The organism is Cystobacter fuscus, assembly GCF_002305875.1.
Taxonomy (GTDB): domain Bacteria; phylum Myxococcota; class Myxococcia; order Myxococcales; family Myxococcaceae; genus Cystobacter; species Cystobacter fuscus_A.
On record NZ_CP022098.1, the window covers coordinates 114,742 to 141,488 of the forward strand.

A 26,747-nucleotide genomic window follows, 5' to 3' on the forward strand; every position below is an offset into this window, starting at 1 on the left:
GCAGCAGGGGCAAGCTCCCGTCAGTCCGCGCCCTTGATGCAGGCCACCGGCTTGAGTCGCCGGGCCACCGTGGCCAGGCCCGCCATCTCCACCGTGTTCAACACGTCGTCGAGGTTCTTGTAGCAGGGGCCCGACTCGTCCAGCGGCGTGGTGCGCGTGTTGAGGAGGATGTCGGCCTCCATCATGCGCAGGTCCGTCTCGTCCTGATCCAACACCCGTCGCGCCTCGCCGCGCGACAGCCGCCGCCCCGCGCCGTGGTTCACCGAGTAGATGGACTGCTCGGCCCCCTTCTCGGCGAAGAGGATGGCGCTGCCGGTCTCCATGGAGCCGGGGATGAGGATGGGATGGCCGCTCTTGGCCCAGGGCGTGCCGGTGAGGGCGGGGTGGCCGCCGGGGAAGGCGCGCGTGGCGCCCTTGCGCGCCACGAACCGGCCCGACTCCTTCTGGATGAGGTTGTGGGAGATCTCGTAGTAGATGCTCGCCGTGCCGCCGAACACGTCCTCGAGCGCGCCGCACACCGCCTCGCCGATGAGCAGCCGGTTGGCCACCGCGAAGTTGGCCGCCATGTTGTGCAGGTTCCAGTATTCCTTGCCCAGGCGGCTGCTGGCGTCGAGCCAGATGAAGTCCTCGCTGTGCTTGCCGAGCCCCAGCGCCGCCGCGCCCTCCACGAAGAAGTGCTTGGCGATGTTCCAGCCGAAGCCGCGGCTGCCCGTGTGCAGCATCACCCACACGCGCCCGGACTCATCCACCTGCATCTCGGTGAAGTGGTTGCCACCCCCGAGGCTGCCGAGCTGCTCGCGCTTCTCGTAGGCCCGCGTGGGGATGTCCACCCGATCGTCCTCCACCGGGAGGAAGTCGCGCTCGGTGGCGGACGCGTGACGGCCGAGCGCCTGGGCCCCGTGCCGCACGACCTCGGCGAAGGTGCGCGCGTCGATGCGGCGCTGCTTCTGTACCCGTGACGCGCCCACGCCCACCGCGATGCGCCGGGTGACCTCGTCGATCCACTGGCGGCGTTTGGCGGGGTCGGCCACGTCCTCGGCGGTGAGGGTGGTCTGCAATTGCACCATGCCGCAGCCGATGTCGTAGCCGGCCGCGGTGGGCAGCAGCACGCCCTCGGTCTCCACCACCGTGCCGATGGGCACGCCGTAGCCCACGTGGCAGTCCGGCGTCACCGCCACGCGCGTGACACCCGGGAAGGAGGCGGCGTTGACCACCTGGTTGAAGACGGCCTCCTCGAGCCCGGGAGACTCGGGGCCCTCGCCCCACAAGAGCTTGTCCGAGAGGAAGAGGTGGGCCTCCACCCGCATCGTCTTCGTCTTTGGCAGCACGAAGTGCCCCGGCGCGACCTTCTCCAACTGTTGCGTCCAACTCATGGCGTTCTCCCTCCCTGGGCCTTTTTCAACACCCGCCAGCGACGCGAGCGTCCAGGGGTCCTGACGAAGGCGAGCGGCCAGCCGTGCGCCTGTCCCATGCCCGCGTGCACCGCATGGCACCGTACGCGAGCGCCAGTTGCACCGGCGCGGGAGAATTCCCACTTATTTCGCGAGTGGTGGCGTGGTGCATCAAGGGGGTAGGGAGATGGGGCTTTTCGGAGCGTTGGTGGTGGCGATGGCGGTGCAGGCGGGTCCGGTCGAAGTGAAGGCGGCGCCGGTGTTCAACCCTTCGCTGTGCGCGAAGAAGCGCGTGGACTCGTGCGGTTGCCATCACGTCTACGGGGTGCGTCACTGTCACAGCAAGCGGCAGAGCGAGCACTGCGAGGGCATGGTGCGGGTGGACGATGCCTCCCAGCGCGGCGCCTCCCAGGTGGACGACTTCCTCTCCACGCTGCCCGACACCGCCGCGCACGAGCACGAGGACACGGCGACACTCTGAGTCGTCCGCCAGGTCTGTCGGGCGGTGAAAGGGCTCCCGACCCCTTGCCGACCCACCTTCGGGCCTCCATCTTCCATCATGGAGGAAAAGACCCGACATGAAGGGCCGTGCTGCATGAGTGCATCGACTTCCAGCATCCTGCTGGTCGAGGATGATCCGGACATTCGCGACACGGTGTCCGAGCTGCTGGAGCTGGAAGGCTACCAGATGGTCACTTCCCCCAACGGGCAGGAGGCCCTGGAGCAGTTGCAGCACATGAAGCGCCCCTGTCTCATCCTGCTGGACGTGATGATGCCCGTCATGGATGGCTATGCGTTCATGAGGGGGATGCGGGCGGACGGACAGCTCGCGGACATTCCGGTGGTGGTGACGTCGGCGAGCCACAAGCCGCCCGAGGGGGCATGTGCCTACGTGCCCAAGCCCATCGACGTGGACCGGCTGCTCGCGGTGGTGAAGACGTACTGCCGCTCCGGCACGTGCGAGTGACGGGGAGCGGCGGCGCGCGGACTCATGGGTGGGCCACGGGCTCCACGTTGGGCTCCTCGGAGGCGGGGTCCGTCTCATCGGCCTCGGGCGCCGAGGGATCGAACACCACCAGTCCGGACTTCGTGGGCTCCGGATGGCCCAGGGCCTTCTTGAGCTCCGTGTCCTCGATTCGGAGCGCCACGCTTCTCACGGAAACATCCAGTGACATGAGCCCTTCCTTTCGAAGTGGTACGGGGAGCACTCCGCGCCAAGCGTGGACATGGCTCCGCCGGGCAGCCAGTGCGTCCCCACCCGCGGGGGGCTCGGCTGCTTCTCCCGTTCACTGAGCGTGCGAGCCCCGAGCGTCCATTTGTGAATGGTCACGCCTGGAGGGAACCCGGGCAGGCGGGGCGGCGACCATTTGACCGATATCCAATTTGCCAAGAATCTAAGAGGAAGCCTTTCCCCCATGGCTTCTTCCCCCTTTCCACGACGGCGTCACGAATCCGGTCAGGCCGCGGTGGAGGCGGCCTTGTGCCTGCCTTTGGTGGTGTTCCTCATCCTGGGCACGCTGCAACTGTTCATGCTGTTGCAGGCGCGCATCCTGGCCGAGGTGGCGGTGTACCGGGCGGTGCGCGCGGGCAGCCTCAATCACGCCAACTGCAAGGCAATGACGCATGCGGCCGTGGTGACGATGCTGCCCACGGTGTCGGCCACCACGTCGGGCGCGCAATTGGCGGAGGCCTTTCGGGATCGTCGGAATAACCGTTTGTACGCGCGCGGCTCGTCCGGGAAGTTGTTCACCGAGGGCCCCGTGGTGGAGATCGTCCGCGAGTCGCCCGACGTGGGCTGGGTGCGCGGGCTGTCCGGGGGCGAGGATCTGCTGTTCGACGCGCCCACGGACTCGGCGGCGGAGCTGCGGCGGCGCACGCTCGAGATCCGCATGGTGGCCTGGTACTACATGCGCATTCCGTTCGCGGACTGGGTGCTGAACCGCATGTTCCTCGCCCACTTCAAACTCAAGCGTTACACGGCCGCCAATCCGCTCATGCCCGCGCAGAGGAACGCGGGGGGCTGGGACGACGGTGGCGTGACGTTGCCGTCGGGTGGCTGGCCCGGCGGTGACCTGGGCGATCGGATGGTGGAATGGAGCGCACAGGGCCACTACCTGTTCCCCATCCAGGTACACGCGGCCATGAGGATGATGACTCCGGTGAAGGCCACCCACTTCCAGGGAGGTGCCGCATGCCGTCTGCACTCCTTCTGAGACGCGAGCGGGGACAGGCGATGGTCCTGTTCGCGCTCACGCTCCTCTTGCTCACGCTGATGGTGCTGATGACGCTGGGCTTTGGCATGCGCGCCAAGGAGCGCGTGGAAATCCAGATGGCGGCGGACGCGGCGGCCTACAGCCAGGCGGTGTCGGTGGCGCGCACGTTCAACGCCATCGCGGTGATGAACCGCGCGCAGGTCGCTCACATGGTGGCGATGGCCGGCACCCAATCCCTCATCAGCTACGGCAGCCAGCAGTACGCGGCGATGATGCACGGCCCCTGCCCGATTCCCACGGCGGAATGGTCCAGCCTCGACGAGGCCGCGGCCACCCAGGTGCAGCAGCTCCAGGGACGCGCGGGCGCCATGTACCGGGCGTCCCTGGCGCTCTACGGCAAGCTGCTCGGCAACCACCTGGCGGGGCAGCAGCTCGCCGCGCGCATGGCCCGGGAAGTCAACCCGGAGCTGCGCGCCCTCCCGGAGGGCGACCGCAAGTCATTGGCGGAAGTGAACGGTGGCAATGGCTCGCTGGATTACGACGACCTGATGGATCAGGAGCGTGACGGCACGGTGCCGAAGACGAGTGGCGCGGTGCTGCCGACCGGCGGCAACCAGGGCCGCGTCACCCTGAATGCCACCATGGGCAGCCTGGGCTGGACGTGGGTGCACAACCGCGAGTCGGGCAGCGCGGGCTTCGGCACCGGTGGCGCCGCGCAGAACCCCTCCTTCAAGCACTACGGCTCCGCGTCCCAGATGGACTCGTCCACCTACAGCACCGTGTCCGGACGCAACTCGTGGGCGCACGATCATGGACGGGCGGTGCCCATCATCTGCCCGGACGGCTCCACCGTGCCGGACATCGAGGCGACGGACACGTGGGTGATGTCCGACGAGAAGCAGTCGAAGCAGGACCAGCACGTGTATGGCGCCAAGCCCCCTCCCGGCCAGGGCTCGGAGGGCGACACCACCGTGGACGAGCGGCACACGCTGGGCGCCTGCGTCGTCTGCCCCGGCATCTGGCCGTACTCGGTGGGCTTCAACGTGGGGCTGCTCCAGGGCAACGCGGCACGCAACGACTTCGGCCAGCCCAAGCTCTACACCGTGTTGTCGCGCGACTACGCGAGCCCCTCGCGCCGCAAGCGGCCGGATCCATGGAACCTGTTCTTCCGCTTCCGCTTCGCCAACGACACCGTCGAGTTCGACAACGCCAGCTCCGAAGGGCGCATCCGCTCCACCGGCCGTGGGGACGTGCAGCGCAACCAGGTGGCCCTGTCCGCGGGGCTCGCCTACTACCACCGGCCCCGGCCAGCGGCGGAGGGCGGCGGCTGGAGGGAGCCTCCCAACTTCCTCAACCCCTTCTGGCGCGCCACGCTGGTGAGCCCCGAGGGAGCCGACGACGACAAGCCCGCCAACAGTCTGGAGCAGGCGGGTTTCACGGAGCACGCGGGCGCGCTGCGCCGGCTGGACGGAGTGGGTTTCCGGGGTGGCAGCCCCGAGGGCGCGAGGTACTGACGGCCATGGCGAAGCGCGCGGCGGCTCGGCGGGGACAGGCGCTGGTGGAAACGGCGCTGGGGACGATGGTGTTCGTCACCATTCTCGTGTTCGGCATCTACTTCGCCGAGGTGGGCGCGTTGACGCTCAAGGTGCAGGAGGCGGCCAACTTCGCGCTCTGGGAGGCCACCGGCCACGTGCAGCACGATCCCCGGGAGGGGGCGTTCCAGCGGCGGGGCGCGGTGGCGCAGGCGGAAGCGGAGGCCAACCGGCGCTATCGCGACTTCGACGGACGCTCCAGTGAGGGGGGTGGCGCGATGACGGTTCAACTGGCCATCGCGCGCGCCAGGTCCCCGCGGGTGGTGTGCGAGCCGAGGCTGCCCGGAGGGGATCCGCTCATCGCGGGCATCCGGCCCTCGGACGCGAACGGGGGCTCGGCCGCGCTGGCGCAGGCGATGGACATCCAATCGCCGGGCATGTCGTGCACGGCGTCCTCCGCGCTGCGAGGCGCGCGCATCGGCCGCTTCCTGGAGCCGGGGTTCTTCAAGGTGTCCCAGCGTCGCGCCAGCGCGCTCTTCACGGTGTGCGCCGCGGGGCGGGCCTCGGATGGCACCTGCGGCGGGAGCTTCTCGCTGCTGTTGGATGACTGGGGACTGGCCGGGGTGGACGAGGGGCGCTCGTGCGCGCTCAACATCAATAACAGGCGGAACTGCCAGAACCTCGATTACCACGACTGGGTGCAGCGCGTTTACCAGCGTAACGGCGGGGGCGGGAGCGCGGGCAGTGCACTCGCGTCCGCGACCCGGGCCGGTGCGGGCATCAACGAGGATCAATTCTTCATGAGCTTCCGGGGCGAGGAGGACAAGTACGAGCAGGACATCGGCGCCTCGCACGCGGGCAACCAGACGCGCTGGGAGGTGACGCCCTTCCGCGTTCCGAATGGAGGTCAGAACTACACGGTCCACCGGGACAACCGCTGGCTCGGAGGCGTACCGCATTGAGCCGGGCCGTGCGAACGGTGGGGCGTGCGTGGGCGCTGCTCGTGGCGCTGTCGCTGCCGGCCTTGGCGGGGGACGGGGGGACTCCGGTGCCCGCGCGCTTCGCATGGCCGAAGCTCCAGGTGTTGGAGCAGGTGGAGTCGAATGAGATCGTGGAGGCGGGTGGCGTGCCGGTGGCGCTGCGCGCGGTGCACGTGAAGGAGTCCGCGCGCGAACTGGTGCAGCGTTTCGCGGATGCCTTTCGGGACGGAGGGCTCTACGTGCCGCCGGGGAAGGAGCAGCCGCAGCTCGCGAGCAACGCGGCCATGCTCACCGCGGTCGATCCCCGCCGCCGCATCACGTACACGGTCATCCTCCAGCCCCAACCAGACGGCACCACCACGCTGTACCTGGGCGAGGCCAACCATGCGCTGGCGCGCGCGCCCGGCACGGAGACGGACTTCGCGCCGTTGCCTCCGGGAGCGCAGGGGGTGTTGCGCATCAACAGCGAGGGTTCGCGCACGTTGACCTTCCATGTGCCGCTCACGGGCGAGCAGGTGCGGACGTTCTACGACGGTGCGCTCGCCAAGGCCGGGTGGAAGCGCGGGGACGAGGCGGGTGTGTACACACGGGCGGGTGAGGAATTGCGGCTCGTGCACGAGCCCGGCGAGGGTGGCCAGCGCACGGTGGTGCTGCTGCTCCAGGCACGCGCGCGCTGAGTCAGGGCCCTCGCTGTTTTACTGGCGGAGCGGGATTGTTCTCCCTGGGTGTGCTAGGCTGAGCCTGTCACTCCGGGGGGGAGCAATGCACCGTGGTCACATTCTCGTCTTGCTGTGGGTCCTCTTCGCCAGTGCCGCCTGTCCGCATGCCTTTCGTAAGGGAGGCGCGATCGATCAGTCCATACTCAAGGACATGTACGAGTCCTTCAGACCGATGACTCGCACCGATTGTGAGCCAGCAACCCTTCGGACCGTGTGTCTCCCGGAAAAATTCGTGGACTGTGAGCGGCAATGCAAAGAGGACCTTGCGGCGAGCAATGAAGAGGAGGAAGGGTGAGGTGGCGGATTCCAGCCGCGATCCTGGTGGCAGTGTTGCTGCCAGCGCCCATCATGGCGATCATCTCCATTCATTGGCTTGAACCCCTCACGAAGCGCGTAGCGGAGCAGGCAAAGGCCGTGGTTCCGATGCTTTCGTGGGAGCAGCGCAGCCAGCGCCCGACCTGGCGACAGGCTTGCCGGCGGAGCACTGACTGTGATTCGCCCCTGGCCTGCTTTCTCGACACGCACGTTCATGGCTTCTACTGCACGGACAGCGAGTGCGAGACTGATTCCCAATGTCAGACGGGGTTTGTTTGCAGGAGCGTGGAGACCTGGGGCGGTGAGGTTCTGAATCGGTGCGTCTTGGAGGGAGATCGGCGGGAGGGAGAGCGCTGCAAGCCCCAGTCGAGAAAATACGCGAGCGCCTGCGCGGCGGGATTGCTCTGCGCCGATTGGTGTGGCCGGCCATGCGAACCCGAGGAACCAGGAAGTTGCCCCGAGGGTTTCTTCTGCCCGCCGGAGGGGGGCCCCCAGGGCTCCTCCTGTCTTCCCACCTGCGAGGCGCGTGGCTGCCCTCCGGGTCAGGCCTGCATCCGCTTCCGTCAGGGGATTTCGGTCTGCTCGGTGGTCCATGGCACGAACTGCCAGCAGTCCACCTGTCCCGAGTCGCAGGTGTGTGTGACGCATACCGTGCCGGAAAAGGCGGGAGCGGTCTGGATGCGGTGCGAGCTTCCATGCACGAGCGATGGCTCGTCCTGCCCGGAAGGCTTCTTCTGTCACCTGTCGCGTTGCGTGCGCGCCTGTGAGCCAGACGCGCCGGGAACCTGTGGACCGGGCGAGAAATGCGCGCGGCTCCGGGCCAGCGGGCTCCAGGCCTGTGTCTTCGATGAAGAGACCTGAGTCTTCGTTACCGGGAGCCGATCACTCCGTTCCTTGAAGGAAGGGAGGAAAATTCAGCAGGGGTGGCTTTTCTTGGGAATCAAAACTTGATAATGTTCACTTGCCGTGCGGATGCGAACCATCCGCTTCACACCCGGCCGAGGGGAGAACTCCATGCGCAATTTGTCTGTCGTGGCTGTCTTCACGGTGGTGATGATGTCGGTGGTGGGCTGTGGTGGCGTCGAAGCCGAGCAGCATGAGCTGTCGCGGCCGGGGGAACAGGTGGGCACTGCGGCCCTGGCGTCCCAGCAGTCGCGAGGCTTCATTTCCGACGGGCAGAACACCCAGGTGGAGGGACAGGTGTCCGCGCAGCAGGTGCAGCAGGCGACCCTGGCGGAGACCTGTTCCGGCTCGTGCAACGCCACCACGTGTTCGTGTTACGGCAGCTACGAGTGCTGCCTGGCGGGGTGCGTGGCGTGCTGGGAGGTGCTGGATACCCTCGAGCCCGCCACCGCGCCGTGAGGTGAGCCGGGATGTCTGGCTTCAGCTGACTGGCTTCAGGAGGTGAGTCTCAGACACCGGGCTGGAACATCACCTCCCGCGGGTAGCTTCGCTCCGCCACCTGTTCGAGGTCATCCACCTCGTAGGTGAGCAGGGGCGTTTGCGAGGACACCACGTACCAGGGCATGCCCGGCCCCACTCGCACCGCCAGGGCATTGTCCGACAGACGCCTCAGCTCTGGCTGGGGCGGCACGGCCTTGAGCGGCTCACTCCGAGGCGCGCTCCTCTGCCACGTGCGCGGCTGCTCCCTCTCCTGGGGATACTCGAACAGTGCCTCGGGCGCTGTCACCGCGGTGGGCTGCGTTTCCTCCTCGTCCGCGGACGGCAGTGCCTCCAGCGCCCGCGTCACCTCTTTGTTCCGGGGATTCAACTCCAATGCTGCCTTCAGCGCCGCGCGTGCCCCGGTCTTGTCTCCTTGATCCAACAGCAGCTCGGCCGCCATCCGGAACGCGTTGAGGGCCTCGCGTCGCGAGCCCGCGCCCCGGTACGCCTCGGCCTGGCCCATATACAGGGAAGGATCCCTCGGGTTGAGCTCGAGCAACCGCTCATAGGTCTGCACGCACTCGGTGAACCGCCGCTGGGCATACAGGTCCAGCGCTTCTTCCTTCAATTCCCTCACACCCACCGTCCCATCTCCCTCGGCTTCCGCCGCGAACGACTCACTCCAAGCAAGCACGGGCCGTGCCGGGCGCCCGCTGTTCTCCCTCGCCGGACGCCGCCGCTCTTTGTCCGATCACGCACTCTGGATTTGTTCGCCTCCGGGCATCCGGTGGGATCTCGTACTTGCGAACACCTGAATATTGTCTTCTTCCCGTTCAAGCCGCCTTCTCGGACCCTGTAAGGATGACGGAAACGTCTCCTTTTGACGCCGTCATTCTTTCAGGCTGCGGTGTATGTCTTCCCCCCTCTCCCTGGCCGGAGAGTCATGAGAAGTGAACGCCCGGGCGTGTGGGGCCCCGCGCCCTGATGCGCGTCAGGCCGTCTCCCCGAGTCCGCGGCGCAGTGCTTCCACCAGCTCGGCGGGATCCCCCTCGCGCAGCGCGGCCCGTCCCGCCTCGAAGTCCGCCCGGGCTCCCTCCACGTCCCCCAGGCGCGCGCGCAACTCCCCCCGGTCGCGCAGCAACTCCGCGTCCACCGGGTCTCCCTCGGAGGCCGCGAGCGCGCGGGTGAGGTCTTCCACGGCCTCGCGCGTGCGCCCCAGCCGGGCCCGCGCGAGCGCGCGCCGGTGCAAGAGCCACGGGTTGCCCGCGTCCTCGTCGAGCGCGCGCGTCCAGTCGCGCTCGGCGTCCTCGTCCCGGCCGAGCACCTCCAGGGACTCGGCGCGCCGCATGTACAGCACCAGCGCCTTGCGGAACTCCCCCGCCGCGAGCGCGTCGAAGTCGGCCACGGCCTCGGCGTGGCGGCCGAGCCGCGCCAGGGCGAGCGCGCGGTGCAGGTGCCCCGAGGCGTGGCCCGGGGCCAGCTCCAGCGCGCGCTCGTACCAGGGCAGGGCCTCGGCGGGCCGTCCTCCCCAGATGGCGAGCGTCATCCCCATCTCCAAGAGGACGCGCACCTGTCGCGGATAGCTCTCGGTGAGCGCGCTCATGCGCGCGAGTGCTTCCCCGTACCGGCCGCCGCGCCGCAACCGATCCACCTTGCGCAGCAGCTCGGTGAGCTCCGGGGGCCACGCCTCGCGTCCGTTGCGCTCCTGGGTCATGCCCTCCCTCTACCCGTCGGAGGAGCGCTCGGCCAGCCACGCCTGGACCTGGGCGCGCAGTGCCTCGGTGCCCGAGCGCTCCAGGGTGAGCTCGGCCTCGCGGGCCAGCAGGCGGGCGCGGGCCGAGTCCGGGTGGGTGTCCCACAGGGCGCGGGCGAGGGCGAAGCGGGTCTCGGCGAGGGCCTCGGGGGGCACGGTGTGGGTGGCGCGCAGCACGAGGGCGCGCTCGAGGGGCGCGAGGGCCTCGGAGGCGCGGCCGAGCCGCAACAGCGCCTCGCCCTGGCCGGTGAGGGGCGCGGCCAGCTCCGGGTGCTGGGAGCCCAGAGCGCGCTCGCGCAGACGCAGGGCGCGGGTGAAGAGCGTCAGGGCCTCGCCGGGGCGTCCCTGGTCCACCAGCACCCGCCCCAGCGTGGTGCAGGGCTGGGCGGTGTCGGGGTGCTCGGGCCCCCGCGCCCGCTCCGACGCCTCCACCGCCCGGCGCAGCACCCGCCGCGCCTCCTCGCCCTGCCCATCGCGCCACAGGGCCGCGCCCAGCGCGTCCAGCGCCGTCGCCTGGAAGGGGTGGTGGGGGGGCAGGCTGCGCGCCACGATGTCCACGCCTTGCCTCAGCGCGGTGATCGCCTCGGTGGGGCGGCCCAGGGCGCTCAGGGAGCCACCGATGCTCACCAGGGCGCTGCCCACGCGCGGGTGCTCCGCGCCGAGCGTCTGGAGGAAGGCCGCGTGCGCGCGCAGGTTCTCCGCCAGCGCCTCCGCGTGGCGCCCCTGGGCCGAGAGCGCCAGCCCCAGCCGGCGCAGCACGATGGCGCCCTCGGGGCTCTCCAGGGCGGAGGCCTTCTCCAGCTCGGCGAGGGCCTTGCGCTGGGAGGCCTCGGCGGCGAGCGGATCCCCCTGGGCGGCGTACACGAGCCCGTGGGCGCTCTCGAGCTCCGCGAGCAGCCGGCCCTGGCGCCGGGTGCGCGCGAGCAGGGCGCGCGCCTGCTGATAGAAGTCATGCCCGTCCTGGGCGCGCGCGGCGTCATAGGCGACGAGCCGGGTGAGGGTCACCAGGGTCTCGGCGCGCACCTCGTCCAGGCCCACCTCGTCCGCCGTACATGCCGCCTCGCGCAGGGAGTGCTCGGCCTGGGCATCTCCCGCGACGAGCTGCTGCCGTCCCAGCTCCAGCAGGGCCTCGGCCTTCAAGGGCGCATCCCCCTGGACACGGGCCTCGCTCGCCAGGGTGGTGGCCGCGGAGAGCCCGGCGGCGTACTGGCCGGCGAGGCGCAGCGCGCGGGCGCGCGCGAGCTGGGCATAGCCACCCTCCAGGTGGGCGGATCGGCCCGGGTCCCGGGGGGGCGGCGCGGGCGCGAGGCCGCCGTCCATCGACTCGCAGGGGCCGAGCTCGGACAGGCCGCGCACGGCCTCCACGGCGTGCTCCACCACGGCGCTGTCCGCCTCGGCGAGCAACCCGGTGAGGGCCTTGAACTCGGAGCGCCGGCGCTCGAGGCAGGCGGTGTGCACGGCGAAGCGCTCCTCGGACGTCTCGCCGCGCAGGCGCGTGGCCTCACAGGCCCGGCGCTGCTGGTCCACCCAGGCCGAGGCATAGGTGTCCAGCGCGCCCTTCACACCGGTCCACGCATCGGCCGCGTAGGGCTGGCCGGTGGCGAGCAGGGCGCGGCGCACGGCCTCCTGGCGCGGCGCGTCCCACACGTCGTGCATCCGGCTGGTGACGTCCCGGCAGATGCTCTGCTCCTGGTGCCACTGGCCCACGGCTCCGGCCACCACCGCGCCGAGGAAGACCGCGGCCACGGCGGCGAGCACCTGGCGCCAGCGCCGCACGCGCGGCTCGCCCTGGAGCACCTCGAGCAGCTCCTCCATGGAGGCGTAGCGATCCACGGGCCGCGGGCTCAACCCCCGCAGAATCACCTGCCGCACCCAGCCCGGCACGTCCGAGTCCCGGGGCACCGGACGCAGGCGGCCCTCCAGCGTGGAGCGCGCGAGCGCGGCGGCGCCGCTGCCCTCGAAGGCGTGCTCCCCGTACAGGGCGTAGTGGAGCGTGGCGCAGAAGCTGAATTGGTCCGCGTGGCCGGTGAGGGGCTCGTGGCGGTACTGCTCGGGGGCCATGTAGCCCGGGGTGCCCATGATGAGGCCGGCGCGCGTGACGGGCGTCTCCAGGGGCTCGCGGGTGTTCAGACAGGCGAAGGCGTCCGTGTCGGGCACGGGGGGCTCGGTGCCCAGCAGCGCGCCGAGGTCCACCGGCACGGGGGCGCGGGAGGAGCCCGTGCCCTGCTCGCACGCGAGCCCGAAGTCATAGACGAGCACGCGTCCGTCGCGGCCCACCAGCACGTTGTCCGGCTTGAAGTCGCGGTGGACGAGCCCCGCGGCATGGGCGGCGGCGAGCCCCTCGCCGGCCTGGGCGAGCACCCGCAGCACCTCGCGCCAGGGCCGCCTGGCTTCCTTGAGCCACTGCCGCAGGGTGCTGCCCTCCACGTGCTCCAGGGCGATGAAGACCCGATCTCCGTGCTCGCCGATGTCGTACACGGGCAGCACGTGGGGGTGGGACAGGCGCGCCATGGACTGCGCCTCGCGCATCAGCCGCAGCCGGGCCTGGCCGGGGTCCTGTCCCTCGCCCCCGGGCAGGAGCAACTTGAGCGCCACGCGCCGGTTGAGCTGGGGATCGAACGCCGCGTACACCTCGCCCATGCCACCCGTGCCCAGGCGCTCCAGCACCAGGTAGCGTCCCACGCTGGTGCCCCGGGTGAGCGGCTCGGGCTCGGTGCGCGTCGGGGGCAGGGGCTCGGGAGGGCCGACCACGCGTGTGGGCTCTTCTTCCCCCAGTCGCATCGCCTTCTGCGCGCGCTCCAGCTCCTGTTCCAGCACGTCCAGCGCGCTGTCGAGATGACCTTTGGCGTCATCCAGGCGCTCGGGGCTCTCGGCTCCGGACCGGGCCCCCTGCTCTTCTGGCTGTGACGGTTCAAGGCGCTCCACGCGGCTCTCCCTTGGAACGGAAGGTGTCCCCATGAGGACGGCTACATTGAATTCTTACGAAACTATGGAAGACAAAGGCCTGGGAAGAAGGAACGTTCTACAGCGCGGCACATTCAGAACCCAGGATGTATCCACCGCGTGTGGCCAGCGTATGGACTCCCAGTGACAGCCCCCCAGCACACCCTACTTTTAATGGGAGGTCGACGGGCCCGCTCGCCAAACCCGTTAGGGGGCGAGATGGCAACCCGAAGGGCAACTGAGTGTCGGGCGGGCGCGGAGGGTTGGGAGTGAGGTTGTGCGGCCGCTGTTGAGCGCGCGATCTAGTCTGCGCCCCCCTTCCTCCGCGCCAGACCCTTCCGAGGAGCCGTGGTGATTCGAACCCGTCTGTCCTGCCTCGCGCTGCTGCTCACGAGCACGCTGCCCTTGTCCGCCCGCGCGCAAGCGCCGGCCCCCGTCCCCGTTCCTCTTCCCCTGCCGTTGCCGGGCAAGCCCGACGCGCCCCGCTGGGACGTGAACGCCCCGGGCTTCCCCGCGCACGAGGTGCCGCTCGACGTCACCGAGGGCACGTGGATGAGCGTGGACGTGAGCCCGAAGGGAGACGAGCTCGTCTTCGACCTGCTGGGCGACCTCTACGCGCTGCCCCTCGCGGGGGGCGAGGCCCGGGCGCTCACGAGCGGAGCCGCCTGGGACATGCAGCCGCGCTACAGCCCGGACGGGCAGTTCATCGCCTTCACGAGCGACCGGGGCGGCGGGGACAACCTCGTCGTGATGAAGCGCGACGGGAGCGAGCCCACGGCGGTGACGCAGGAGTCGTTCCGTCTGCTCAACAGCCCCGCGTGGTCGCCGGACGGCCAGTTCCTCATCGCGCGCAAGCACTACACGGCGCGGCGCTCGCTGGGCGCGGGAGAGATCTGGATGTACCACCGCTCGGGCGGCGAGGGCGTGCAGCTCACCGAGCGTCCCAATGATCAGAAGGACGTGGGCGAGCCCGCGTTCTCCCCGGACGGCAAGTCCATCTATTACAGCCAGGACATCACCCCGGGCCCGGTGTTCGAGTACAACAAGGACCCGAGCGGCGAAATCTATGTCATCCAGCGGCTGAACCTGGACACGCGCAAGACGGAGCGCTTCGTGTCGGGGCCGGGGGGCTCCATCCGGCCCACGCCGTCGCCGGATGGCAAGTCCCTGGCCTTCATCCGCCGGGTACGGAACAAGAGCGTGCTGTACGTGGCGGACGTGGCGAGCGGCGCCGAGCGCCCCCTGTTCGACGGGCTCGACCGGGACATGCAGGAGACGTGGGCCATTCACGGCGTCTACCCGGCGATGGCGTGGACGCCGGACAACCGCTCGCTGGTGTTCTGGGCGGGCGGTGGGCTGCGGCGCATCGACGTGGCGACGAAGAAGGTGACGCCCATTCCCTTCCACGTGAAGGGCACGCGCACCGTCTACGAGGCGCTGCGCTTTCCCCAGCAGGTGGCGCCCGACACCTTCCCGGTGAAGATGCTGCGCTGGGTGCAGGTGTCGCCCAGGGGCGACAAGGTGGTGTACCAGGCGCTGGGCCACCTGTACGTGAGGGACCTGCCCAATGGCACGCCCCGGCGGCTCACGAAGCAGACGGAGCACGCGGAGCTCTACCCGTCGTTCTCCCGCGACGGCCGGAGCATCGTCTACACGACGTGGGACGACGAGAAGTTCGGCTCCATCCGGGTGGTTCCGGTGACGGGCGGTGAGGGGCGGGTGGTGCCCTCGGGACCGGGGCACTACGCGGAGCCCGCGCTGTCGCCGGATGGCAAGTCACTCGTCTACCGCGCGCTGGGCGGAGGCTATCTGCGCAGCGGCCTCTACAGCCGGGAGCGGGGCTTGTTCGTGATGCCGCTGGCCGGGGGGACGCCGCGCCGGCTGGCGGAGGACGGCGAGCAGCCGCACTTCGGGGCGGGCTCGGAGCGGGTGTTCTTCCTGGAGGTGTCGCATCGCGAGAAGGACGACGAGCGCGCGCTCAAGAGCATCCGCCTGGATGGCACCGAGCCGCGCACACACCTGACGAGCGACGAGGCGACGGAGTACCGCGTGTCCCCGGACGAGAAGTGGGTGGCCTTCCGGGAGAACTTCAACGCGTTCCTCATGCCGTTGCCGCGCGGGCCGAAGGCCGCGGTGGCGAGCCCCGAGACGAAGGCGCTGCCGGTGAGCCGCGTGTCGCGCGACGCGGGCGAGTGGCTGCACTGGTCCGGAGACGGCAAGCGGCTGCACTGGGCGCTCGGCCCCGAGCTGTACACGCGCGAGCTCAAGGACAGCTTCCGCTTCATGGCGGGAGCGCCCCAGACGCTGCCGGAGCTCGCGGACAAGGGGCTCGACATCGCCTTCCAGGCGAAGACGGACGTGCCCCAGGGCACGGTGGCGCTGGTGGGGGGCCGCGTCATCACCCTCGAGGGGGACGAGGTCATCGAGGATGGCGTGGTGGTGGTGAAGGGCAACCGGCTGGTGGCGGTGGGTCCCCGGAGCCAGGTGACGGTGCCCGCGGGCGCCCGCGTGGTGGACGTGAAGGGCAAGACGATCATCCCGGGCCTGGTGGACGTGCACTGGCACGGCTCCATGGAGGACGACGGCATCCTGCCGGAGCAGAACTGGAAGCTGTTGTCCTCGCTCGCCTTCGGGGTGACGACGATCCACGATCCGTCCAACGACACGGGCGCCATCTTCGCCACGAGCGAGTTGGTGCGCTCGGGCGGCATGGTGGGGCCGCACGTGTTCTCCACGGGCACCATCCTCTACGGCGCTTCGGGAGCGTTCCGCGCGCCCATCGACACGCTGGAGGACGCGCGCAGCCACCTGCGGCGCATGAAGGCGGTGGGGGCCTTCAGCGTGAAGAGCTACAACCAGCCGCGGAGAGATCAGCGGCAGAAGGTGCTCCAGGCGGCGCGCGAGCTGGAGATGATGGTGGTGCCCGAGGGCGGCTCGCTCTACCACCACAACATGAGCATGGTGGTGGATGGGCACACGGGCGTGGAGCACTCGCTGCCGGTGGCCCAGGCCTACGAGGACGTGCGCCAGCTCTGGTCGGGCACCCAGGTGGGTTACACCCCCACGCTCATCGTGGCCTACGGCGGCATCATGGGGGAGAACTACTGGTACGCGAAGACGAAGGTGTGGGAGGACGAGCGGCTGCTCTCGTTCGTGCCCCGGCGCATCGTGGACGCGCGCAGCCGGCGGCGGGTGGACGCGCCCGACGAGGAGTACGGCCACGTCCACACGGCCGAGGTGGCCAAGGCGCTCAATGATCGGGGCGTGAGCGTGCAGCTCGGCGCGCACGGCCAGCGCGAGGGCCTGGGCGCGCACTGGGAGATGTGGATGTTCGCCCAGGGTGGCATGACGCCCATGCAGGTGCTGCGCGCGGCGACGCTCTCGGGCGCGCGCTACCTCGGACTGGACAAGGACCTCGGCTCGCTGAAGCCCGGCAAGCTCGCGGACCTGGTGGTGCTGGAGGCCAACCCGCTGGAGGATCTGCACCAGAGCCTGTCCATCCGCTACACCATGGTGGGCGGACGGCTCTATGACGCGAAGACGCTCGACGAGGTGGGTGCCTCACGCAAGCGCGAGCCCCTCTACTTCCAGCGCGAGGGGGAGGGCGCCTGGGGTCCGTCCTCGTCCTGGAGCACCCACCAGGACTGAGCCTGGCGCGAGCGGTGGGCGCGCCGGGCTGCTTCCCGGCGCGTCACCACACGGGGTTGACCTGGGTCTCGATGAAGGTGCCCAGCTCCTCGGCCAGGCGCTGGTGCTCCTCCGCGGTGGGGTGCCAGTCCTCGCCGTAGGGGTCGCTCTTGATGGGCTGATGGGCCATGTAGAAGACGACGTCGGGCTCTTCGAGATCCCAGACCATGTCCTCCACGTACTGCTGGATGCGCGTCCAGTATTTGCGGCCCGCGGGGTAGTTGTCATTCATCGTCGGACCGACGGTGCAGATGATCTTCGCGGAGGGGTAGGCCTTGCGCAGCTGCTGGACGAAGCCCTTGTAGGCCGCCTTGAAGAGGTCGGGGTCCGGGTCGATGGGTTCCTTGTTCGCATCGCGCGCGGTGAAGTCGCTGGCGCCCAGGTTGAGGATGATGACGTCGGGGATGTAGTTGCGGGTGTCCCAGACGGTCTCCTCTTTGTCGTCGTCGGGAAAGATGCGCTTGTAGCGCTTGGGGAAGGTGTCCTCGGTGGTGCCGTCGGGGTTGCGGTACACGCCTCGGTTGGACATGCACGTGGTGACGACCTGGGCGTTGAACCGGCGGCCGAGCAGCGCGCCATAGGCCTTGGAGTTGTTCTCGTTCTTGGAGTGGTAGCCGGTGTTGGGCTCGGTGTAGGTGGGTGCCATGATGCGCACCTCGTTGCCGTAGCCACAGGAGACGGTCTCGCCGATGATCTCGATGCGCCGCTCGGGGAAGGGAGGGGGATCCAACAGGACGCCCTGCACGCTGATGCCCCGGAACTGGATGGTGCCCGCGTAGGGCCCGGTGCGCTTGACGAACTCGATGGTGTGCTCGCCCCGTTTCAGTCCGCGGACGCCCTTGACCAACGCGCCATCATCCGACCGGGGGAGCTGGAGCACGGCGGTCTGCTTGCCGTCGACGAGGACATTGACGAAGTTGGTGTGCTTGTCGTCGCCCGAGCCCTCGTCCTTGAAGGCCACGTCCACGCCGGTGCAATCGCAGCGCAAGCGCACGGCCGTGCCGGGGTAGGCATACCGGGGGCCAGTGTCATCGCCATCGACGAACTGCATGCGCCCGATGAATTGCAGCTTCGGGTCCGTCGCGCCGTAGTCGTCCCACGCCTCGAACGGCTCGCAACTCACCAGGACGAGCGCCGCGAGCAGCACGGCCCCATGAAAGCGGTTCATTCCTCGTTCCTCCTCGGACGGTGGGTGGAGTATCGCCCCCAGCCTCTCCTCCTGTCGAAGGACGGGGAGCGGCGACAGATTCCCCTGGGGGTGGAGCACTCAATTCTGTCGATAAATGGCCTGAATCCTTGGAGAAGTGGTCTTCAGCGACGTCGGACGCTATAAATCGACAGAATTGAGCGAGGGCTCCCCACCGTGAGCTTCCAGGAATCCTTTTGGAAGGACCCCCTTCCGCTGCCTCGCGGGGTGGAGTTGCTCCGCCAGGACTCGCTCGTGGTGCCGCAGCGGGGACCAGGCGGCCAGGCGATCTATGACCTCGTGCAGGTGAGACTTCCGCAGGGTGGGGTTCCCGTCCTGATGGCGTATCGAGCGCCCCTGTTTCCGGTGGATGTTCCGCGCCTGCGCGAGCGCCTCCGAGGACTCGATGAGGAACTGAGGAGACGGGGATCAGCGGGGCGGGGGTTGCCACCGCCCCGCGTGCCGATGATCGCCACCGATGTGGCCAGCTCGGGTCTCATCGAGGCCTGTGAGCGTGAGGACGTCGCGCTCGTGGATCTGCGTGGCACGCTCGTGCTCAATTCCGGGAGCGCCTTCATCCGTATCCAGGGACGGGGGCGCTTCCAACGGACTCCGCGGGCTCCGGTGTTCCACGGCAAGGGGAGCCGCCTGATTCGAGTCCTCTTGAGTGAGCCGGGGCGGACCTGGAGCATTCGTCAAATGGAGGAGTTGACCCAGACGGGCTATGGCTATGCACAAGGAGTCATGACCCTCCTGGAACGGGACGGCTATCTGGAGCGTGCCTCCAGGAAGTCTGGCTTCCGGGTGAGGGATTCCGCGGGTCTGATCCGTGCATGGCTCGACAGGGGCAAGCGCACCGCGGCGGTGGTAGACGCCTTCAACGCTCCCTCCACGACCGCCGACTCGCTCCAGCGGGGACATTCCGCGCTGACCTCCCTGGGCATCAGGTCGGTCTTCACCCTGGCCAGCGGACTGCGGCCCGAGGAGCGCTTCGCCTCGGGACTGCCGCATGGCGTCTATTCGAGCGGGCCGGTGGACTCCCTCATCCAGGCGTTTGGTCTGCGCCGCATGACTCCGCACAACTTCTGGGTGATGCGCCCGGACGTCGCGGCCGACACGCAAGCGGGGGGGGTCTACTTCATGCCTCGCGGGCTGCCGCATGGCCCCGGAGTGGCACTGCCTCAGCTCATCGTCGACTTCCACTTCAGCGCGGGGCGAGGAAAGGAGCAGGCGGAGGTCTTGCAAGAGCGCTACCTCAAAGCGCTGCCGCTTCTGCCGGAGAGCCCTGCGTGATGGAAGAAGTGGAGCAGTTCGAGGCGGTCCTTCGGGAACTTGGGGAGTTGATGATCGATCTGGGAGATCTCGCCTCCTCGGTCGTGCTGATTGGAGGGCAGGTGCTCGCCCTGGAGTCGAGACGGCGAGGCCATTCTGGAGTCATCGCCGTCGAGATTGAGACAGGAGAAGAGGTCACCCGAGGGTTCACCTTCGAGCCCGATCTGCTCTTCGATCTGGATGGCACGGAGTTCATGGCGGGCCGGTTGCCGGAGATCCTGAAGGAACGGGGCTATGAACGCGCTCGGCAGTTCCGCTGGTCCAAGAAGCTGCGTGGTTCGTGGGTACAGCTCGATCTCTTTGCTCCCGAAGAGGTCGAACCGGACGATCTTCCCACTGCCATGACGCCTCTTCCGGACGCGCGGCTGGTCCTGCGACGGGCGCAGCCCATCACGTTGAACATCCAGGGCACACCTTTGAGGATCTCGATTCCGGACGCGGTGGGATTCCTCGCCATGAAGACGCGGGCCAAGCTGCAACTGCGTCCCGAGGGGAACAAGGACAGCTTCGACATCTTCGCCTACGTCAAGCTGGTGGGCGCCGATGCGGTCCTGGATGCATTGAATCAGGCGACCCCCGAGGGCGGGGAGATCCGCCGCAATCTCCTGGCGCTCTTCTATGACCGCTCGTCGCCTGGGGTTCAGGATGTCCTGTCCTACGCAGACACCCTGGAGCCCGAGCAGCGGGAGTTGTTGGCTCAGTCCGTCGTCGACCTGTTCGCGGCATTTTGAGGCGTCCGACCCGGGGAGCGGTTCGTCCAGTCGTTACCGCCTGCTCGATACATCCGCTTGAAGCGCTGAAGTAATGAGCGCGCGTGCCGACTCGAGAACGGCGAGCGCGCTCGCGTCGTCCGGCAGTGCTCGAGCCAGTGCCACGGCCCCAAGCGCGGCCGCGAGGACACCAGGCGCTTTGTCGTGGCTCCCGAGCTTCTCGCCGAGCGCGCGGACGACTTCCGCGAGTCCAGCCTCGAACGCCTGCCGAACCTTCTCGTCGCTGCGCCCCACCTCGGACGTGATCGCGGGAAGCGCGCAGCCCAACGCGGGGTTGCGTACATGCGCGAGACTGAGGTAGCGCGCGAGCACCTCGTCCAACGTCGCGTTCGCCGAGAGAAAGCGCCGTGCACTCGCCCCCAGCTCCTCGCGGAGAACGGTGCAAAGGAAGTCCTGCTTCGACTCGAAGTGGGTGTACAGCGCGGCACCGCTGAGCCCGACGCGGCGGGCAATGCCGTCGACACCAGCCCCTTGTACCCCTCGTTCCTTCACGTGGCGGCCGCCCTCGGCGATGAGGCGCTGCCTGACCTCTCCAGCGTGTTCTTTCGAATACCTCACGCGGCCAGCTTGACATCGAGCCCGGCGATTGGCAAACGACCTTTAACTTAACGGTCGTTCACCCATTGGCCCACCCACACACGCTGGAGGCTCGTCATGTCCACGCTCGTCACTGAAGAGACGGATGGATTTGTCCGGAAGATCGGCTTGAACCGCCCCGACAAGCGCAATGCGATGAACATCGCGCTCATCGAGCAGCTGTCCGCCGCGTTCGCGCGCGCCGAGGCCGACGAAGCGATTCGAGTGATGCTGCTGTTCGCGCACGGGTCGATGTTCACCGCGGGCCTGGACCTCATGGACGTCTTTCCGCGTCTCGGCGAAGCGGATTCGCTGTTCCGCTCGGCGGGGCTCGACCCCTGGGGAACCCACGGGCCGGTGCGTACCAAGCCGCTCATCGTCGCGGTGCATGGCAAGTGCCTCACGCTCGGGATCGAGCTGATGCTCGCCGGCGACATCACGATCGCCTCGGAAGACGCCACGTTCGAGCAGATTGAAATCGACCGCGGCATCTTCCCGTTCGGCGGAGGCACGGCGCGCTGGGTCCAGACGACGGGCTGGGGAAACGCGATGCAATACCTCCTCACCGGTGATGCGCTGGATGCACGCGAGGCGCATCGCCTGGGCCTCGTTCAGCGTGTCGTGGCGCGCGACGCGCTCATGGACACGGCGATGGGCATTGCCGCCCGCGTTGCGTCGAAGGCTCCTCTCGCCATCAAGGCAACGCTCGAGAGCGCACGGACCGCGGTGCTCGACGGGGAGCGCGCCGCCGCCGCGAAGTTGCTGCCCGCCATCATGCAACTCGCCGCGACCCAGGATGCGCAGGAGGCCATCATGGCCTTCATGGAGCGACGCCCGGCGACCTTCCACGGTCGTTGACCGTTCCCCGTGACGCCGAGCGCGCCCGGCACCCGAGAAAAAAGAGGACACTCATGACTGTCATCACGGTCACCACCCCGGTAGGGCGCCTGTCCCAGGCGCAACGCCGGGTGCTTGCCGAGACACTGACGGATGCGGTGCTCGAACCGGAAGTCGGTCAGCTGGCTCCTGCTGCCCGCGTTGGCTTCCAGGTCCATTTCATCGAGCGGAGCCTCGACAACATCGCCATCGGCGGCAAGCTGCTCGCGGACTACTCGCCCGCGCCGGACGTCATGACGGTTGGCATCGTGGTGATGAACGCGGCCTGGCCGCCTGACGTGCGACGGCAGGTGATCGAGAACGTCCTGCGGTGTCTCGCCGACGCGTGCGGAATGCCGTCTCCTTCGCCGGCCTGGTGGGTTCAGTTCCAGGTCATCGACGAAGGGAGCTGGGGCTCTCGCGGGCGTGCGATGTCCATCCTCGACCTGCTCGAGACGGGCGTGTTCTCCCCCGAGCGGGCCGCGGAAATCCGGGCGGTGCTCGCACGAGCAGGAGTCCCCCGGCGATGAGGACGCTGCCCCGTGGCGAACGGACGACGCTCCTCGCATCGGACGGCTATTCGCTGACCGCTACACGATTTGGAGCGGGTTCTCCGCTCCGTGGCCACATCGTCGTGGCCGGCGCGACCGGTGTTCCGCAGACGTTCTACGCACGCTTCGCCGGGTACGTGGCGAGCCGTGGTTTCACCACGCTCACGTTCGACTATCGCGGCATCGGGCAGTCGAAGCCCGCGTCTCTCGACGACCCGGCCGTACCGGAGCTGCGAGAGCTGTGCATGCGCGTGCGTGCTCCGATCGCCGCGGCGAACGCCCTGGATGACGCCTGGGCGCCGCCGCGCTCGCGCGACGCGTTTCTCCTCAACGCCTATCGAAACACCCACGTCGACCGCATCGACATCGATCCGCACGACCTTGGACCGATCGGGCACATGGGCTACTTCCGGCGAAACGCGAGCCCACTGTGGGATCGCGTGCTCGACTGGTTCGCGGAGCGCCACATGGAAGGGTCATGGGATGCCCGACCCGTTCGCGGTGTACCAAGGCATCCGACCTGACGAAGCGGGGCTTGCGAGCCGCCGCTCCGAGGACGAGAGTGCGAGCCCTCCTCTTGCCGTTGGAGTCTCGCCGTGCCCGCCGCCCTGCCGCTCTCCGCCGCCCTGCTCTGTCTTCTCTCCGCGCCGCCCAAGGCCCCCGCCAAGGCGGCCCCCGCGCCTTCGGGCCCCTCCCCCCAGGTGGCCGAGCAGCTCATCGGCGCGGCGCTCACCGACGGCCATGCCTACGCGCGCCTCGCCGAGCTCACCGACGACATCGGCCAGCGGCTCTCCGGCTCGGAGGGCGCGGACGCCGCGGTGCGTTGGGCCAAACGTGGCTTCGAGGCGGACGGAGTGAAGGTCTGGCTCGAGCCCGTGAAGGTTCCCCACTGGGTGCGCGGCGAGGGCTCCGCGCGCGTGCTCGCCTCGGACACCCGGCGCGAGCAGAAGCTCGCCGTGCTGGCGCTGGGCGGCAGCGTGGCCACTCCCCCCGAGGGCCTCACCGCCGAAGTCATCGAGGTGCGCTCGCTCGAGGAGGTGGCCGCGCTCGGGGACAAGGTGAAGGGAAAGGTGGTCTTCTTCAACCACTCCATGGCGGAGACGAAGGACTATGGCCCCGCGGCCGGACTGCGCACCCGGGGCGCGTCGGTGGCGGCGAAGGCGGGGGCGGTGGGCATGCTCATCCGCTCGCTGGCCACCGCGTCGCTGCGCACGCCGCACACGGGCGCCCTGCGCTACGACGAGGGCGTGCCGGCCATTCCCGCCGCGGCGGTGTCGGTGGAGGACGGGGAGCTCCTGCACCGCCTGCTGGCCTCGGGCCCGGTGAAGGTGGAGCTGAAGCTGTCGTGCCAGACGCTGCCGGACGCGGACTCCTTCAACGTGGTGGCCGAGGTGAAGGGCCGCGAGAAGCCGCGCGAGGTGGTGCTGCTCGGCGCGCACCTGGACTCGTGGGACGTGGGCACGGGCGCGCACGATGACGGGGCCGGCGTGACGATGGTGATGGAGACGGCGCGGCTGCTCGCCCGGCTCAAGCCCGCGCCCCGGCGCACGGTGCGCGTGGTGCTCTTCATGAACGAGGAGAACGGGCTGCGCGGCGGCCGGGCCTATGCCGAGGCGCACGCGGCGGAGCTGGGCGAGCACGTGGCCGCGCTGGAGATGGACTCGGGGGGCGGCAGGCCCCTGGGCGTGGTGTTGCGCGCGGGCCCCGGTGGCGACGCGCTGGTGAAGCCCTGGCTGCGTCCGCTCGAGGCGCTGGGCGCGGGCGTGCTCCTGCCGGGCGAGGCGAGTGGCGCGGACATCTCGCCCCTGCTGCCGGCGCGGGTGCCCTTCGTGGGGGTGCGGGTGGACGCCAGCCGCTACTTCGACGTGCACCACTCGGAGGCGGACACGCTGGACAAGGTGGACCCGAAGGACCTCGCGCGGAGCACGGCGGCGCTCGCGTGGGTGAGCTACGTGCTGGCCGAGGTGCCCGGCGTGCTGCCCCGTCCCGAAGCCCCCGCGGCCCCCCTCCCATGAGCGATCATCCCGAGGCCGAGAATCAGCGGGGCTCGCGCCGGGGCCGGATCCACCCGGAGCGGCGCGAGCAGGTGCTGGAGGCGCTCGACGAGGTGCGTGCGCGGGCCCAGTCCGCCTGGCCCGAGGAGAAGAGTCCGCAGCTCTCGCAGGGCTGGGTGGATCGGCGCCGGCTGCTGTTGTTGGACCTGGTGCTGGGCGTGGGCGAGGAGCTGATGCGGGGCGACACGCTGGGCGCGCGCGAGCTGGCCGAGCGGCTGCATCCGGTGCTGGTGGCGGCGCAGGAGCTGGCGCCGGGCTATTCGCTGGGCAAGGCGGCGGACCTGGTGCTGGCGGCGCTGGAGGAGGGCGAGCCGGGACTGGAGGTGGATTGAAGTCCGCCCCGAGTTCACTATCCTCCCCGCTCCTGAGGAGGAAGCATGGCGAGACAGGAGGGTCGTCGGGCCGCGCGGGCGCGGGACTTCATGGCGCTGATGGATGGGCTGCGCATCATCGAGGACGAGGCGGCGGAACAGGCGTTGCTCGAGGAGCTCACGCGCGTCGACCGTCCCCTCATCCTCTCCTTCGTCAACGCGCACGCGGTGAACCTGGGGTGGGAGCAGCCGGGCATGTTGGACGGGCTGCTGCGCTCGGACGTGCTGCTGCGCGATGGCATCGGGGTGAAGCTGGGCCTGCGGGCCTTCCACCGGCGCTACGGGCTGAACATGAATGGCACGGACTTCATCCCGCGCCTCGCCCGGGCGTACGCGGGGCGGAGCGTGGCGCTGTTCGGCACGCGCTCGCCGTGGTTGGACAACGCGCGGCGCACGCTGGAGGGCTGGGGCCTGAAGGTGGTGGCCTGTCACGAGGGGTTTGATCCGCCGGAGACCTACTTGCGGCTCGCCGCCGAGTCCAAGCCGGACCTCATCCTCATGGCCATGGGCATGCCCAAGCAGGAGGAGATCTCCGTGAAGCTGCGCGAGGCCCTGTCGCACCCGGTGCTCATCGTCAACGGGGGCGCGGTGCTGGACTACATCGGGGGCAAGGTGCCGCGGGCGCCGCTCGTGATGCGTCAGACGGGCATGGAGTGGCTCTTCCGTCTGGCAGTGGAACCCCGGCGGTTGTTCCGCCGTTACGTGGTGGGCATTCCCGTCTATTTCACCCACGTGGCCGAGGTTCGCCTGTCATCGCTCCGGAAGTGATGAGCCAGACACCGGGGGGAGACCCGCGCGCGAGGTGGGAGTCTTTGACAGACACGGGAAGGACCCGGGGCGGGACAGCGTGGCGCGGCGGACGGAAGGGATGAACGGGAGGGCGAGCCCGGGCGCGTTGTGAGGGATTGGGAAGTCTGCGTTGTTGGAACGCTTCCCATGCCCTCCTCCACCGACACCGCTCGTCAGGCATTCCTGTCCCACCAGGTGTTCCTGCGCACCCGGTCCTTCAAGGCCCTGGATGGATTGAGAGCACTGGCCATCCTCGCCGTGGTCTTCTACCACGTGTCCGAATGGCGAGAGGGTTTCGTGGGCCGCTTCTATTTGAGCGTCTCGCTCTTCTTCGCCATCAGCGGCTTCCTCATCACCACGCTGCTGCTGCGCGAGCGCGACGCCACCGGAGGCATCGCGCTCACGAGGTTCTACGCCCGGCGCTCGCTGCGCATCTTTCCGCTCTATTACGCCGTGTGCACGCTCTACATCGTGCTCGTGGCCGGACTCGAGCAGGACGTGCGGGTGCGCGCCATGTTCTTCGACAACGTGCGCTACTACCTCACGTACACGTCGAACTGGTTCATCCCGCTGGGCGAGGGCCGCATCATCTTCTACTTCGCCTGGAGCATGGCCACCGAGGAGCAGTTCTACCTGCTGTGGCCGTGCGTGGTGCGCCACTTCAAGCGCCGCGGCGGCCCGGTGGTCTTCATGTCGGGCCTGCTCCTGGTGGGGTTGTTCGCCGACTGGGGCGTGCGCTCCGGCGTGCTCGACACCCGCTCGCTGTGGGTGCGCATGCTCGACAGCATCTCCATCTCCATCTGCATGGGGTGTCTGGCGGCGTACCTGACGCACTTCCCGCGCTCCTTCGAGTGGACGTGGAAGGTGCTCGGCCAGTGGTGGAGCGTCCCGGTGCTCGTCGTGCTGGCGGCCGTCGCCGTGCGCTACCGGGAGACGCCGCTGCTGGTGTCCTCGCTGCTGTTCACCGCCCTGGTGGTGTCCATGTGCATCCGGCCCCGCCACGTGCTGGCGCCACTCGTGGAGCACCCGGCCCTGCGCTACGTGGGCTCCATCACCTACGGCGTCTATTTGATGCACATGCTCTCGCTCCACCTCGTGCGCCGTCTGGTGCCGCACGACCTGGTGCCGTTCCCGCTGGTGCTGCACTACGTGCTGACGCTGGCCGTGAGCATCGGCCTGGCCACGTTGAGCTACCGCTATTTCGAGACGCCTTTTTTGAGGCTCAAGAATCGCTTCGACTGGCGCGGCGAGGCGTCCCCTTGTCCGGCGGCTCGGGCCCCGGTGGCGCCATCCGGGGTGGGTGCTCCGGTGAGCCCGGGGTAGGCG

General features: G+C 69.1%; 24 protein-coding genes. 17 read left to right on the top strand and 7 right to left on the bottom strand.

Going from position 1 to position 26,747, the window contains the following annotated elements:
• Window positions 1-20: 20 nt before the first annotated feature.
• A complete protein-coding gene (locus CYFUS_RS00485; protein ID WP_095983408.1) occupies window positions 21-1,373 on the bottom strand; it encodes an RtcB family protein in 1,353 nt (450 codons plus the stop codon).
• Window positions 1,374-1,578: 205 nt separating this feature from the next.
• Between CYFUS_RS00485 and CYFUS_RS00490 the strand changes: the two genes are divergently transcribed.
• On the top strand, window positions 1,579-1,872 hold the full coding sequence (locus CYFUS_RS00490) for a hypothetical protein (RefSeq protein WP_095983409.1): 294 nt from the start codon (window positions 1,579-1,581) through the stop codon (window positions 1,870-1,872).
• A gap of 114 nt (window positions 1,873-1,986) precedes the next feature.
• Window positions 1,987-2,358: a response regulator gene (locus CYFUS_RS00495; RefSeq protein WP_095983410.1), complete on the top strand. Its 372-nt coding sequence runs from the start codon at window positions 1,987-1,989 to the stop codon at window positions 2,356-2,358.
• Window positions 2,359-2,380: 22 nt separating this feature from the next.
• Here CYFUS_RS00495 and CYFUS_RS00500 read toward each other — a convergent pair whose 3' ends face one another.
• A complete protein-coding gene (locus CYFUS_RS00500; protein WP_095983411.1) occupies window positions 2,381-2,566 on the bottom strand; it encodes a hypothetical protein in 186 nt (61 codons plus the stop codon).
• 240 nt (window positions 2,567-2,806) lie between these two features.
• On the opposite strand from CYFUS_RS00500, the gene CYFUS_RS00505 reads away from it, so the two are divergent.
• From CYFUS_RS00505 to CYFUS_RS00530, 5 genes are all read left to right on the top strand, one after another.
• Entirely contained in the window at window positions 2,807-3,604 is a 798-nt protein-coding gene (locus CYFUS_RS00505; RefSeq protein ID WP_095983412.1) for a TadE/TadG family type IV pilus assembly protein, read from the top strand.
• Window positions 3,583-5,118, top strand: coding sequence for a pilus assembly protein (locus CYFUS_RS00510; RefSeq protein ID WP_095983413.1), 1,536 nt, complete (start codon window positions 3,583-3,585; stop codon window positions 5,116-5,118). The genes CYFUS_RS00505 and CYFUS_RS00510 overlap by 22 nt, the downstream gene beginning before the upstream one ends.
• A 5-nt stretch (window positions 5,119-5,123) precedes the next feature.
• On the top strand, window positions 5,124-6,098 hold the full coding sequence (locus CYFUS_RS00515) for a hypothetical protein (protein WP_095983414.1): 975 nt from the start codon (window positions 5,124-5,126) through the stop codon (window positions 6,096-6,098).
• Window positions 6,099-6,106: 8 nt separating this feature from the next.
• Window positions 6,107-6,793 (top strand): hypothetical protein, encoded by a 687-nt coding sequence (locus CYFUS_RS00520; RefSeq protein ID WP_095991722.1) that lies wholly within the window; start codon window positions 6,107-6,109, stop codon window positions 6,791-6,793.
• Between the two features lie 1,371 nt (window positions 6,794-8,164).
• The gene (locus CYFUS_RS00530) at window positions 8,165-8,512 is read left to right on the top strand and encodes a hypothetical protein (RefSeq protein WP_157758145.1); all 348 of its coding nucleotides are present in this window, start codon (window positions 8,165-8,167) and stop codon (window positions 8,510-8,512) included.
• A 49-nt stretch (window positions 8,513-8,561) separates the two neighbouring features.
• Here CYFUS_RS00530 and CYFUS_RS00535 read toward each other — a convergent pair whose 3' ends face one another.
• From CYFUS_RS00535 to CYFUS_RS00545, 3 genes are all read right to left on the bottom strand, one after another.
• Window positions 8,562-9,227 (bottom strand): tetratricopeptide repeat protein, encoded by a 666-nt coding sequence (locus tag CYFUS_RS00535; protein ID WP_095983417.1) that lies wholly within the window; start codon window positions 9,225-9,227, stop codon window positions 8,562-8,564.
• A 297-nt stretch (window positions 9,228-9,524) separates the two neighbouring features.
• The gene (locus tag CYFUS_RS00540; RefSeq protein WP_095983418.1) at window positions 9,525-10,247 is read right to left on the bottom strand and encodes a tetratricopeptide repeat protein; all 723 of its coding nucleotides are present in this window, start codon (window positions 10,245-10,247) and stop codon (window positions 9,525-9,527) included.
• Between the two features lie 9 nt (window positions 10,248-10,256).
• The gene (locus CYFUS_RS00545) at window positions 10,257-13,211 is read right to left on the bottom strand and encodes a serine/threonine-protein kinase (RefSeq protein ID WP_095983419.1); all 2,955 of its coding nucleotides are present in this window, start codon (window positions 13,209-13,211) and stop codon (window positions 10,257-10,259) included.
• Window positions 13,212-13,580: 369 nt separating this feature from the next.
• Here CYFUS_RS00545 and CYFUS_RS00550 point away from each other — a divergent pair, with 369 nt between their 5' ends.
• Window positions 13,581-16,877 (top strand): amidohydrolase family protein, encoded by a 3,297-nt coding sequence (locus CYFUS_RS00550; RefSeq protein ID WP_095983420.1) that lies wholly within the window; start codon window positions 13,581-13,583, stop codon window positions 16,875-16,877.
• Between the two features lie 43 nt (window positions 16,878-16,920).
• Here CYFUS_RS00550 and CYFUS_RS00555 read toward each other — a convergent pair whose 3' ends face one another.
• Entirely contained in the window at window positions 16,921-18,084 is a 1,164-nt protein-coding gene (locus CYFUS_RS00555; protein ID WP_095983421.1) for a GDSL-type esterase/lipase family protein, read from the bottom strand.
• Between the two features lie 483 nt (window positions 18,085-18,567).
• Between CYFUS_RS00555 and CYFUS_RS00560 the strand changes: the two genes are divergently transcribed.
• Together CYFUS_RS00560 and CYFUS_RS00565 are read left to right on the top strand one after the other, a co-directional pair.
• A complete protein-coding gene (locus CYFUS_RS00560) occupies window positions 18,568-19,395 on the top strand; it encodes a hypothetical protein (RefSeq protein WP_232537283.1) in 828 nt (275 codons plus the stop codon).
• The gene (locus CYFUS_RS00565; protein WP_095983423.1) at window positions 19,395-20,165 is read left to right on the top strand and encodes a hypothetical protein; all 771 of its coding nucleotides are present in this window, start codon (window positions 19,395-19,397) and stop codon (window positions 20,163-20,165) included. The genes CYFUS_RS00560 and CYFUS_RS00565 overlap by 1 nt, the downstream gene beginning before the upstream one ends.
• A gap of 33 nt (window positions 20,166-20,198) precedes the next feature.
• Here the strand turns inward: CYFUS_RS00565 and CYFUS_RS00570 are convergent, their stop codons facing one another.
• On the bottom strand, window positions 20,199-20,696 hold the full coding sequence (locus CYFUS_RS00570) for a TetR/AcrR family transcriptional regulator (RefSeq protein ID WP_198316423.1): 498 nt from the start codon (window positions 20,694-20,696) through the stop codon (window positions 20,199-20,201).
• A 162-nt stretch (window positions 20,697-20,858) separates the two neighbouring features.
• On the opposite strand from CYFUS_RS00570, the gene CYFUS_RS00575 reads away from it, so the two are divergent.
• From CYFUS_RS00575 to CYFUS_RS00605, 7 genes are all read left to right on the top strand, one after another.
• A complete protein-coding gene (locus CYFUS_RS00575; protein ID WP_095983425.1) occupies window positions 20,859-21,638 on the top strand; it encodes a crotonase/enoyl-CoA hydratase family protein in 780 nt (259 codons plus the stop codon).
• 53 nt (window positions 21,639-21,691) lie between these two features.
• Entirely contained in the window at window positions 21,692-22,186 is a 495-nt protein-coding gene (locus CYFUS_RS00580; RefSeq protein WP_095983426.1) for a tautomerase family protein, read from the top strand.
• Complete coding sequence (locus tag CYFUS_RS00585; RefSeq protein WP_095983427.1) at window positions 22,183-22,731, top strand: hypothetical protein; 549 nt, start codon at window positions 22,183-22,185, stop codon at window positions 22,729-22,731. Before CYFUS_RS00580 ends, CYFUS_RS00585 begins: the two co-directional genes overlap by 4 nt.
• 72 nt (window positions 22,732-22,803) lie before the next feature.
• Window positions 22,804-24,222 carry a M20/M25/M40 family metallo-hydrolase gene (locus tag CYFUS_RS00590; protein ID WP_095983428.1) on the top strand — a complete coding sequence of 473 codons (1,419 nt, stop codon included), beginning with the start codon at window positions 22,804-22,806 and terminating at the stop codon, window positions 24,220-24,222.
• On the top strand, window positions 24,219-24,593 hold the full coding sequence (locus CYFUS_RS00595; protein ID WP_095983429.1) for a hypothetical protein: 375 nt from the start codon (window positions 24,219-24,221) through the stop codon (window positions 24,591-24,593). The genes CYFUS_RS00590 and CYFUS_RS00595 overlap by 4 nt, the downstream gene beginning before the upstream one ends.
• Before the next feature lie 45 nt (window positions 24,594-24,638).
• Window positions 24,639-25,400, top strand: a complete 762-nt coding sequence (locus CYFUS_RS00600) for a WecB/TagA/CpsF family glycosyltransferase (RefSeq protein WP_095983430.1) — start codon at window positions 24,639-24,641, stop codon at window positions 25,398-25,400.
• Between the two features lie 168 nt (window positions 25,401-25,568).
• Window positions 25,569-26,744 carry an acyltransferase family protein gene (locus CYFUS_RS00605; protein ID WP_095983431.1) on the top strand — a complete coding sequence of 392 codons (1,176 nt, stop codon included), beginning with the start codon at window positions 25,569-25,571 and terminating at the stop codon, window positions 26,742-26,744.
• The last annotated feature ends 3 nt before the right edge of the window (window positions 26,745-26,747 follow it).